We start from the raw sequence: 11,614 nt of genomic DNA, 5'->3' as shown, positions 1-11,614 counted from the left end.
CCCGCGGCGGCTTTCGCCAGAGCAAAAGCGACGCGCGGCGGGGTCGTGAGGGGCACGCGCAAGGGGCGGTGCCGACGCCGTGCGGTTAGGAGGAGCCAGATGGGCTACTACGCATGGGGTACCGGCGAAATTAAGTTTGCGTCCAAGGAGGAGCTCGAAGCCGCCGTAAAGGCGTTGAAGAAGATCCCTGCTAGCGCGAATTTCAAGGGCATCGAGAAGGATTACCCCGACCATGAGTCGTTCGAGTTCTGCAAGGCGATGTCTGAACTCGGGTTTTCCGCTGTCCACTCCAAGGATGATTTCTACCCCTATTCCTTCGATATCGAGTACGAATGGGACAAAATCGGGTCTTGGACGGAAGAGCCGTTTGAGGCGATCGGCCCCCATTGCGTCAAAAGCTATTTCAAGTGGAGCGGAGAGGACGGCGAGAGGTGGCTTGAGTCCGGGCTGCACGCCGAGAAGGACATGCTCGTCGCCAGTTTCCCGGACGGTGGCGTTGAGTGCTCGAACGGCAGCATGTTCATCGATCTGACCTATGCCGACCAGAGGTTCCAGCTGTTCATCAACGTCAACGACTGGGGTGTCCCCACGTTCCATATCAGCCAGATCAAATAGATCCAATGCCGGGACGGTCGCCGTCCCGGCCTTTATTCCCCCGGCCACCGCCCAGGGGGAGCGCTCCGGCGCCGCCTAATTTCAAGAACAGCCAATGGCGGGGGCCTGCGAGCCCTCGCCCCACTCCAAAGGAGAGAACCATGAAGAACATCGACGAGAAGATCAGGAAGATCGTCGCCCTCATCGACGGGGCCGCGACCGAAGGCGAAGCGCGTGCCGCCTCGTTGGCGCTCCAGAGGCTCCTCGTTGCGAACAACCTTAAGTTGGAGGACATCAATCTGGACGATTCACCGGCAGAAGTCGGCGAGGAGGTTTGCGATCTCGGCCGTCGAATTCCCGAGTGGAAGAAAACCCTTGCACTTGTTGTTGCAGCGAACTACAGGTGCAGGGCCTACACGTCATATAGCAACAATGGAAGGACTGTCGTGTTCGTCGGTGAGGGCGAGGATTCCGTTGTCGCCTCGTGCTGCTTTAGGGCGAGCGCCAATGCGGCCGAGAACTGCTTCAGGACCTATTCCGCGCGAATGAAGGCCATGGGGTACGGGAATGTCTCACGTCAGAAGGGCGTAAAGGGAACGTGGATGCTTGGCTTCATCTCCGGTCTCAAGCGAGCCTATGCGGAGCAGGTCAGCAATGACGAGTCCATGGCGCTCGCGATCGTCGTCCCCGAATCCGTCAACCGTCACATGGATGGGATCGGCTTGAGGACGACCAAGATTAAAGTCAGGACTACTAGCGATCCTTATGTCAAAGCCGACGGCTATGAATCCGGTTATGGGTTCGGCAGAGGCGACAGAGTGACCGCTGCATCGGCATAAGACGAAATGCCGGGGCCGCCAAAAGACGGCCCCGGCATTTTTCTATTTAACTCGATCTAAAGGACAATGGGGCTCCGGTATCGAATGGGAAACCATTTATCGCCGGGCCCCATTGCCAGTTCGATCGTTAGACGAACTACTGAAATATGGAAAAGGTAAATTCATGAACAATGGGAAAAGCGAACTACAGAATTACGTAATAACGACAAGTTGCAATAGCGTAAAGGCAGCAAACCGTAAAATGCGAACCACGAAACTACGGAATAGCAGAACTATTGAACATCGTACCGTTCGGTCCTGAATTTTGTCCGCAAGAGTCGTACGCTGCCGTACAAAACTGCGTTTTGCCCGGTAGCGTACCGCCGCCAAGGGCGGCGCTTGTTAGGGCTCTGCCCTAAAACCCGGCGCCTGCGGCGATAAATAGTTACGCAATAACGTTATTACGTTATTGCGTAAATACAAAGTTCGTTAGTTCATCTCTTACGTAGTTCATCTCTTACGGAGTTACGTTTTACCTATATTGAGCGGTTAGATAGATCTTCATTTCGTAGCCTAAAAAGCATTGCCGGTCATCCTTTACAGGCGTGGCCCATTCGGTTTCATATTCGCAATGAGCCATAACGATACCTAGCGGATACGCCATGCTCCGATCTTGATGAATTTCACCTTGCGCGCTCTGTCAACCGAACTGCCGCCATTAGGCTGACGTGAGACGCACTAATAGAATTCGTAAGTTTGGTCAGCGGTCTTGGCGGCTTAAGCGTGGGCGCGGGATCAGGTGGTGGTATTTGATGAAGGGCATTGTCTGGAGTTCCAAACGTCTGCTACCAGCATTCCCGTTCTTTAAGTGCCCAACAGTTCCTTGTGGCATGGTCGCGCAGTTATGTTATTCGGTTTTTCTTTTGTTACGGTATGACGTACTGTCGTTATCACGTAGTTCGGTTGTTCGCGTTTCGCATAGTCCGCTTATTTGCTTTGTCCGTTAATCAGTTATCCGGTGATAACGCAATATCACTGTGTTGCCATTGCGTTAGTGCGAACATCGCACCCTCGAAAACTGAAGCTCGTTCATAAAGTGGATTACAATGCTGCCTTGCGGATAGGTCAAACTCTGGTCTTGTCGGTTTTTACTTAGTATGCCCGCAACCAAACTCAAACCGAAAAACTGTCGAGAGGCTCTCTGCTTGATCTCGAAATTAAGGTCTGTTACCGAGAAAGTTCAGACACGAATATAGGGTCGAGTCTTATGGTATTTCCTGCAGGGCATTTCCCAGAATATTGAGTGACCGCGACCATCTTCCCCATTCGCTGATTGTTGAGTAGGCACGCTATGTTGTAGTTTCGTATTTAGGCTATTCCGCTTTTACGTTGTTACGTCATTACGTCCTTTCGTTATTACATATTTATTTAGTTCACTTCTTGCATAGTTCACTTATCTAACAATTACGCTTTACGAGAATGAGTAGCTTGACTATCAAACTGGATCCAAAGAGTTGATGAGAGGCGTTCAGCCATTGCTTGGAATAAGGTCGGCTTTCGCTACAGCTCGCATGCGAAAGTGGGATTTCAGCTGTCTGTATTTTAAGAAAGAGGTTTGTCCAGAGTGCAAAGCGAGCGGGACCAGTGCCCCATTCCCTGAAATGTTAAGTAGTCCTGTTATGCCGCAGTCACGTGGTTCTGTTATTCCGCTTTGCCGTTATTACGCTATTACACAGTTACGCTACTACATAGTCGCGCTATTGCACAGTTGCGTTATTACGTAGTTCAGTAGTTCTCTCTTATCACTATTCGCCTTTCCACTTCTACTGAAGTTACAAAATACCGTTAATCGGGTGATCTGGAGATGCCACTTTCCGTAGTTCGGGAATGACATAGACCCTTACTGATTTAACGGACCCTTTCTTCTGGCAGGTATTCCAGTAGATAGGACGTAAAACACATTGGCACCACCTGTCACCAAATTGTACGGCACGGTACGTATCACTGCCCTACGCTTGAAGAAGCATGAATTAGGAGACAGTGCATGAGCAAGAAGCCCCGTAAGAAACAGCTAAAAGAGGCGCGCATAGAGGCCAGAAGCACTATCGAGGAGGCAGACGCCATTCGTGCATTGGCAAAGGGCCTCAACATGTCCATCACTGAGTACATCTTGTATAAGACGCTCTACGAGACCCATGCTTCATCGGGGTCCACCCTAAGAAGCATCTGGGACGAGCTCATTGCAATTTCAGTGCAGCTATCTGAGCTCAACTCGAACGCCAAGGCGATAGCGGGGCAGTCCCGGGCCGCCGAAGCCAGAAGGCTGTCTATGGCCATTTTCGCGGCGATTGATACCGTTGAGCCCAATTTAGTTGACGCATGCGAGCGGCTATCTCGTGCAATCGAGGCCGAATATCCCGCCGAAAGGAGGCGCGATGCCCTTTCTTAAGACAATTTCTGGCGGCAGCGGCAGCTGCAAGCAGGTCGATGACTATCTGTCGTTTGGCCATAGGGGTGCGGAGGATCACGAGGAGAGGATGGAGAAATACCTTACCGGTGACAAATCCGCCTCGCGATCCATGGCGTTCGGCCATTCCCCAGGTCTGCTCGATACCCCGTTCGGATGGCATAAGGTCATGGATGCAACGCGGAAAAGATTTGGCAAGGATAAACCCCCGGAGTGGTTTGAGCGGAAAAGAAAATCAAACCCCGACCTAGTTTGGAGGAACTACTACCAATGGGTCCTGTCGCCCGACCCTAGGGACCGTGCATCTGCAGAGGAGGTTGGCCAGCTCGCCCAGGAATGGTGTGAGAGGGTTTGGCCAGCAGAGCAGGGCTGGCAGTGGATCTGGTCGGTTCACGACGACAACGCACATGGGGTCATGCACGCGCATGTTATCCTCAATGCGGTAAATTCTTCCAATGGACTTAAAGCTCAAATAACGCCCGAGGACAGTGACACCATGGCGCGTGTTGCACAAGAGATAGCGCGCGAGCATGGCATGGGAACGCTGCCGGATCTCTCTGAGCGCAGGAAGGCAATGCGAGAGGGGCGGCAGGCCCCCACAATCCAGTCAGTTCGTATGAGTGCTGCCGAACGCTCGCTTAGGCGTCGTGGGCGCCGAAGTTGGGTGGCGGAGATTAGGGATGCTATTGATAAGTCAATCGCAAATAGCTCCGACTGGGATGAGTTCGTAGAGAGATTCGAGGCTGAAGGCTTTACAGTGGAATGGAGTCGTCGGGGTATTGGCTATAGGCATCCTGACAGCGGCGGTCACGACAAGAAGGTCCTTGCGTCTTCACTCGGGTCGAATTATGACGAGTTCGGAATTCGCGCCCGACTGGGGATACCCGTCGATGTCGTGAATGGGGAGACGAGCTCTAGAATCACAAGGCGACAAGAGCATAAATCTCAGGTTCCAAACGCGGGCTATTCGCCGCATAACAGGGGGCTCGAGGATGCCCTCAGGTCAAGAATTGCAGCAAAATCAAGCCGTCGTGGTATAGGTGCAATTGGCGCCGGCATTAAAGCCCTTTCCGCAATTTCTGCTGACGGGTATAGCTCCGTCTCAGAAGTTGAGGAGGCTTTCAGGTCTCAGATGCTCAAGGTTGAGGCCATGGAGCAAGAGGTCCATGAAATAGAGTCATCGATATCTATTGCAGAAGATGTATTGGAGCGCTCGGAGAGGATTGCATCTGCCAGGGCGAGGATCGACGAGTTGGGGTCGCTACCGTCGATAACGCAAGCAGAAAGAAAAGAGCGTAACGCCCTATTGGATCAGATTGACGACGATACCGCCTTTTGCAAAATGGCGTTTTCAAAAGTCGCTCCCGAGGTATCGGGGGCCGATAGCTACGAAAGCGAAGCGGGAGCAATTCTCAACAGGCTAAGAGATGAGCTAGGTGGCCTCTCCGTGTCGCTTGATGGCGCACGAGCTGACGCCAAGTCGTTAAGCGAGTCCCTTGGGGCAATCGAGGGCTTTGTCGGCGCAAGGGCCGTAAGGGATTTGCGAGGCGTCCCCTCGGTTGGCGAGTTCCTGCGAAGGTCCAAAGGACGGCAACTCAGCGTTCCGACTTCAATCCAAACCAGAGATTCGATGGCTATTGCGGCCGCGTTGGAGTCGGCCGCTTCAAGGCGAATCCTTCATGAGAACAGAGGTCGTTTCGAGAGCATCGAGAAAGCGACAAAAACCCAAGCACCTTCGGTTTACATCCGTCCTGAGGTCGCGGCGGTTTCCGAGAGAAAGAACACGGTTTAAAGATGAACACTTCATCCTTGAGGATCTACTACGAGACCGGTTGCATCGATGAGGTGCATATGCCGGATCCGTCGTATGAGTCGGGTGTCGCGCTGCAACGTGAATACCTCGATATCTCCAACCCAGACAACGGCATATTCCTCGATCGAAGCTACAAGATGCCCGGAGGCGACAACGACGAGTATCGCGAACTGTGCGACAGGATGCTAGTCGTGAGCCCAGATGACTTGGCGCGGGCACTCCTTGTGGAGTCTCATGGACTTGCGCTCCTCACTCGCGATCCCCTGTCCGATTTCGAGTGCGGGCTATCTATCACGTTGCCAGACCGCCTTGGCTTTAGTGATGATGCGTGCCTGATGAATGAGGACTGGTATTTCGGCAACATTCAAAAGCTCATCGAAAAGGTAATTGCCATGGGGCCCGCCGCGCATGCCGCGCTCGTCAACGGACTAGCAGCAGGCGTGGAGGGGCTTACCGTTGAGGAGGGCTGGGGCAATGTCACCCGATGAGATTGTTCTCAGGGACTATCAGCAGGAGTGCGTGGATATCTGCAATTCCCTAGAGAGTGGTTCCCATCTCGTGCAGATGGCCACGGGGCTCGGTAAAACCGTGACTTTCAGCAAAATAGGCAGGAAGGGGAGGGTACTACTTCTATCCCATCGTGAGGAGCTTGTGACCCAGCCAGTTAAGTACTACAGCTGCCCGGTCGGCATAGAAAAGGCCGAGCGGCACTCGCATGGTGAGGAGGTAGTCTCGGCTTCGGTGCAGACGCTTGCGAATCGCCTTCAAAGGGAATTTAAACCCGGCGACTTCGACATGGTTATCACCGATGAGGCGCACCACGCCCTGGCACCATCCTATCGGAAAATCTACGACTACTTGAGGCCTCGCCTCCACATCGGTTTCACGGCGACGCCGAGAAGGGGAGACGACCGAGGGCTCGGAGCGGTATTTGACGATATCGTTTTCCAGAAAGACCTGCGTTGGGGAATCACCAACGGATATCTTTGCGATATTGATTGCCGCAGGACCATCGTGGACTGGTCGACGAAGGGTGTCCGTACTGGTATGGGCGATTTCCGGGTGAGTGAACTCGCGAAGCGGGTTGACCGCCCAGAGACGAATCGACAGGTCGCTGCTGCATACGATGAGCTTCATGTAGGCCAGACGCTTATATTTGCGTCGAGCGTTCACCATGCCTATTCACTGGCCGAACTCATTCCTGGATCCGTGGTGGTCGATGGAAACACGCCGGCAGACGAGCGACGACAGATCATTGACGCGTTCACTACGCGCGAGATTCCATGTCTTATCAACTATGGGGTATTTACCGAGGGCACGGATATGCCGTTAATTGAAACCGTATTGCTGGCACGCCCGACGAAGAATCCATCCCTTTATACGCAAATGGTCGGGCGAGGGCTGAGGCTCTACACCGACCCTGTAACCGGCTATAAAAAGAAATCACTTAGGCTTATCGACTGTTTGGGCGTGTCGGACGACAAGAGTATCTGCACTCCGCCAACGTTGTTCGGACTCAATGAAAGGGATTTCCCCGAGAGGGTCGGTAAGAAGCAACTCGATGGCTCGCTCCTCGATTTGGGAAGAAGGGTCGAGGAGGTGGAGGATTGCCCCTCCGGCTGGGTTCTCACGTCGCGCAAGGTCAACGTGCTATCTTCCACGGGATCCATCGCATGGGTTATCCACTACAACGGCGATCGCAATATCGCCGGCCCCGGCGCATCAGACAGGGGATGGCAGGTCACGCTTTATAAACCGGATCTTCTCGATTGCTGTACTGCGGACCTTACGAGGTTGGGGGAGACGGAGCGCAGGTATTATAGGTCGCTTGAAGTTGCCGAGCAGGACATTCTCCTTTGGCTTGAATCAAACTACGAGACTTCGCACGATAGAGCGCTATGGGACCGCGAACGCGCGGCAAAATGGGCCGAGGATCCAGCCTCGGAGCCTCAGCTGACTTTTATAAAGAGGCTTCTGGGTGACTCCGCGGGCGACCTAGATTTCGACAACCTTACCAAAAGGGATGCAACGATTGTCATCGAGTGCGCCAAGAGGCGCGCCCATGAGAAGAATCTCAGGAAATACGGGGTCTGTCCGTTGTGTGGCAGCGCTTTGAAGGTGTCTAAGTCTGGGAAATCCATCGTTTGTGAATCTAACAGCTGGGCCTACAGAGGCGGGTCTTTCGTGCTTGCGTCCGGCTGCGGTTTTCAGGTCAAACGTTTCCACGATGATGAGGAATTTTCGCCTGAAAAGTCTATGGGTTGGCCGGGCATCAAGGAGCAAATTAAGGAGAAGAAGGGATGAATCCCCTTATGGGTCCGGTCAGCGAGCTTGCAAAAAGGCGCTTCGACCGGAAATGTAAACGCGCAGCATCGGGGTCTAAGCATTTTGCCGCCGCAAGGATCGCCGTAGGTGTTCTCGTGACTTCGGCGCTCATCTTCATATGCCTCGGCGCAGAAGTTGTAAGAGAGACTGTCATTACAAATACAGCTGAGCAGAAGGCGCAGGCAGAAGACGGTGGACAGTCTCTTGCAGATGAGAACCCGGACTATGCCGGCTGGCTCACCGTTGAAGGGACCTCGATCTCGACCCCTGTTGTCTCATGCCGGCAAGGTGATTCGAAGGGCTTCTATCTCAATCACGGCTTCGATCGCACACCGTCTTTTTCCGGATGTCCGTACATTGCAGAAGGGTCGTCGCCAACAAGCTCGAACATGCTTATTTACGGTCACAACATGGGAATCGGGTCCTTGGCGTTTAGTGAACTCCAGAATTGCTATCGAACGGACTGTTTTTCAAGTATCGGTACTGTGACCTTCAAGGACAAGGATGGCAGAACCTCTCGCTATACACCCTTGTACGGCTTAAAGGTGCCGATGAGCTATGACGTGCTGCTCAGGTTTGATTTTGCCGGGAAATCGGATTTCGATGCCTGGCTCAACACGCTGTCTGACTGCGCAAGTGAAAAATCGGATTTCGGCGGCACTGATTCCGTCATTACACTGGTTACTTGCGCCTCCGCGTTGGGTGGGGCGAAATATCGAAGCGTTCTGGTTTGCAAGAAAATCGCGCATTAGTAATGGCTCTGTTAGACCAGAATTGACATAAAGGCTTTCATGCATAGATAAATTGACTGTACCCCCAGAATCTGATAATCGATTCAGGAGGCACAGTCAGAAAAACAGATTACTCGATTCAATCGACGCACTATTTTAGGAACTCATATTCGAAAAGCTTAGGGACAATCTCCTTAAGGTAGTACTCCTTGTTAAGCTCCTTGAGAGTACGAATCGACCCGTTTAGGGACGGGTAATCATATATTCGTCCCTTTTTTCCATTTGGCGGCTCATGCCATGTGTTGAGCTCTTCCCCTATCTGATAGAAACCATACGTAAGTGAGCTGTCGTATAGAGTCGTTTCCTTTGCCTCCTCAAGGACCCTAGACCATGCGGCCAGAAGCTCGCTTTCGCGAACGCGGCGATCGAGCTTCTTGAGCGTCTCGGAAGCCACCGTGCTGCCATTCGAAGTGTCAAGGCACAGTTCGTTCCTGTATGTTCTACCGTCGCCGCCCGTAAACGAGCGCATGTGATTCTGGTACTCCAAGCATGTGAACAGGAGCGTCCTCAACAGCCATTGATTCAACTTTCCGGAAGCAGCGTCCTTCAGAAATATGTCCGCTCCGTCGGCAGACTTCATAACGCGCCCTCGCTCCGTCCAAGATCCGTTGTAGGAGATGTAGCGGGAGGCAGCGAACATGGGCAGCTTCTGCAAGAAGTTGTCACGGCGGAGATAGAAGCCATTGCCGTTGAATATGCCGGCCGAGACAAGTATCGAATGGAGTTCGGGATTATCGAACCCGACCCCGTCCGCGACCATATAGCCGAGAATGTTCTTGTTCCAGCGGGGTTTAAGCCGCTTCTTCTGCGTCGTTGCCTCGATCCCAGTTTTTTGCAGAAGGATTCCGCCATCGATGTCATCGTTCATTTTGCGCTTGTCGTAGTAACGAGAGCTGTAGAGCGAGTCGACTTTTCTGAAATCTAGAGAAACCGGCGCCCCGAGTTTTCCTTTGACGATATCGAAGCCGTCCACCGTGAACGAATCGCTCTCTGCGTCCTCATTCGACCATAGGGCGACAAGGACACATGAGTGCTTCCTTGCATGGAAATGGAATCTGTCCCCGGCGAAGCCGTCAATGAAGCGCTTCTTCACGAGACCCTGGGCCTTCCAGTACTTAACCGGTGAAAAAACGACATAACTGTCGGTTGGTTGTCGGAGATAGTACTCGAACGCGGACCAGATGAAGGCGTTTCCCATATCGTTGGTCGACGTTCCAGAAATCGATGGATTCTCCTTTACGGCCTTTCTCATCTGTTCCAGAACCCAACTTGCCTTCCAGCCAGAAGACGACCGCTTTCCCTCGCCGCGCTTCTGATGTTCCATTGAAGTGGTCTCAGCGAACGGTGGGTTTTCGAAGAGAATAATCGTACATGACGGGTCATCGATATAACGCCTGATAAGTGGATTCTCGACATACTCTTGAGTTAAAGCGTCGGCGCCCCTTACGTTACCGGCATCGAAGGTGTCCTCGGCCTCGATGGGCGGGATGATATGGCGAACCTTCGAGCCGATCAGCTCTTGCAGCACCTTGTACTCGTAATACTCCTTCGTCGATACGATGCAGTGTGACAGAATATCCTCGGAAAGGCCCCGTTCTAGGTTTCCCGTACCGGCGCAGCGGTCGATGACGACATAATCGTTTCCTGAAGGTACGCGCGAGATAGCTTGCGCCAAAAGCTCCCTGGCTTTTTCCACATAGGGCTCCGGGGTGAAAAAAGCCCCCAGGTCCTTTTTCTGAAGGAAATCGTTCAGGCAGTCCATCAGATAATCGAACTTAACATTGGTCTGACCGGTATAGGGAATCAGGTACCGCTCAAAAATCTTGGGCTGTCTAATCTCTCCAGTAACTTGATGTTTTCCTGTGCTGTCGCCGATGAAGTGCTCTTTGCGAGCGTCCGGTCTCAGCCGATAGTATTCCTCAGCCCATCCGACGATGCAATTTTCGTCTATGTGTGTCTTCGTGTAATTGTCGGTCTTCAGCGTCATTACGAGCCTTTCGGCAGAAAGCTGGTCTGAATAGTCCAGCTTGTCCGCATACTTGCCTGCCGTGAACCCGCTGTTGTTCTTGGACGAAGGGCCGTTGTACACCGTCTCAATCTGTCCAAGGTAGTCCTCGGAGCGATAGATGTAGGCAACGGAATCTTCAAGTGAGACGATCACCACGTTCGCAGGAACCGGCTTTCCCTTAAGTCGGCGGGCGGAGAGGTACTTGACGCATTGGAATAGAACGGCGTTAAGATCGATGACGCGAAGCTTAAATTCCAGGAGGTTCCCATTGATAACGCCGTCGTTGTCGTCAGCGAGAATCCCGTCCAAATCCAAATCTGGGTCTACCCTCGGGATGAACGTCTCGTAGAACTCGATCTGTCCCTCGCGCTCGGTAGTGTATGACGCCATTTAGAACCACCGCCCCGCGATGGCCTCCATGTACGCGAGGCCTCTATCTGTCTTCTCTTTCTCGATTTGCGGCATCCAGGCTACTCCTCGTTCTTCTTTGGCGCGACCTTCATCTCGAATGGCATCCCGCCTTCTCGGTCGAGCGCCTTGAGGCATGCGTTGACGGCAGTTGACATGAAGAGGCCGAGTTCGTCGAGGATGGCGGATGCCTCTCTTCTTCTCCGGCTCGATCCTGATGGTGGTTGCTGGTATGTTCGACGGCATTGCGGCTCCTATCTATCGTGTATACCACGATGCCGCCATTTTAGCGGACTACGCCGCCGGTGTAACCAGTAGTCCATATAGGGCGGCAGGACGTTGAACATGTCACAGATGAGGGTGGCGCAGGTGCCGTTGGCGAGCTGACGT

9 protein-coding genes are annotated in these 11,614 nt (G+C 53.0%); 7 read left to right on the top strand and 2 right to left on the bottom strand.

The annotated features are described in order from the left end of the window. The first annotated feature begins 99 nt into the window (after positions 1 to 99). From DW151_RS04400 to DW151_RS04370, 7 genes are all read left to right on the top strand, one after another. Complete coding sequence (locus DW151_RS04400) at positions 100 to 615, top strand: hypothetical protein (protein ID WP_118334673.1); 516 nt, start codon at positions 100 to 102, stop codon at positions 613 to 615. 140 nt (positions 616 to 755) lie between these two features. Continuing rightward, positions 756 to 1,433: a DUF2786 domain-containing protein gene (locus DW151_RS04395; protein WP_118334672.1), complete on the top strand. Its 678-nt coding sequence runs from the start codon at positions 756 to 758 to the stop codon at positions 1,431 to 1,433. A 2,023-nt stretch (positions 1,434 to 3,456) separates the two neighbouring features. Next, the gene (locus DW151_RS04390) at positions 3,457 to 3,861 is read left to right on the top strand and encodes a hypothetical protein (RefSeq protein WP_118334670.1); all 405 of its coding nucleotides are present in this window, start codon (positions 3,457 to 3,459) and stop codon (positions 3,859 to 3,861) included. Beyond that, positions 3,848 to 5,671, top strand: a complete 1,824-nt coding sequence (locus DW151_RS04385; protein WP_118334669.1) for a relaxase/mobilization nuclease domain-containing protein — start codon at positions 3,848 to 3,850, stop codon at positions 5,669 to 5,671. The genes DW151_RS04390 and DW151_RS04385 overlap by 14 nt, the downstream gene beginning before the upstream one ends. Positions 5,672 to 5,673: 2 nt before the next feature. After that, positions 5,674 to 6,180, top strand: a complete 507-nt coding sequence (locus tag DW151_RS04380) for a hypothetical protein (protein ID WP_118334667.1) — start codon at positions 5,674 to 5,676, stop codon at positions 6,178 to 6,180. Next, positions 6,167 to 7,996, top strand: a complete 1,830-nt coding sequence (locus DW151_RS04375; protein ID WP_118334666.1) for a DEAD/DEAH box helicase — start codon at positions 6,167 to 6,169, stop codon at positions 7,994 to 7,996. Before DW151_RS04380 ends, DW151_RS04375 begins: the two co-directional genes overlap by 14 nt. Beyond that, a complete protein-coding gene (locus DW151_RS04370) occupies positions 7,993 to 8,769 on the top strand; it encodes a class B sortase (RefSeq protein ID WP_118334664.1) in 777 nt (258 codons plus the stop codon). The genes DW151_RS04375 and DW151_RS04370 overlap by 4 nt, the downstream gene beginning before the upstream one ends. A 130-nt stretch (positions 8,770 to 8,899) precedes the next feature. Here DW151_RS04370 and DW151_RS04365 read toward each other — a convergent pair whose 3' ends face one another. Together DW151_RS04365 and DW151_RS10905 are read right to left on the bottom strand one after the other, a co-directional pair. Continuing rightward, positions 8,900 to 11,206 carry a hypothetical protein gene (locus tag DW151_RS04365; RefSeq protein WP_118334663.1) on the bottom strand — a complete coding sequence of 769 codons (2,307 nt, stop codon included), beginning with the start codon at positions 11,204 to 11,206 and terminating at the stop codon, positions 8,900 to 8,902. An 80-nt stretch (positions 11,207 to 11,286) separates the two neighbouring features. Continuing rightward, positions 11,287 to 11,382, bottom strand: a complete 96-nt coding sequence (locus DW151_RS10905) for a hypothetical protein (protein WP_118334661.1) — start codon at positions 11,380 to 11,382, stop codon at positions 11,287 to 11,289. Between the last annotated feature and the right edge of the window lie 232 nt (positions 11,383 to 11,614).

Source organism: Collinsella sp. AM13-34, assembly GCF_003473055.1.
In the GTDB taxonomy this organism is placed as follows: Bacteria; Actinomycetota; Coriobacteriia; order Coriobacteriales; family Coriobacteriaceae; genus Collinsella.
This window is presented reverse-complemented; position numbering and strand designations above follow the sequence as displayed.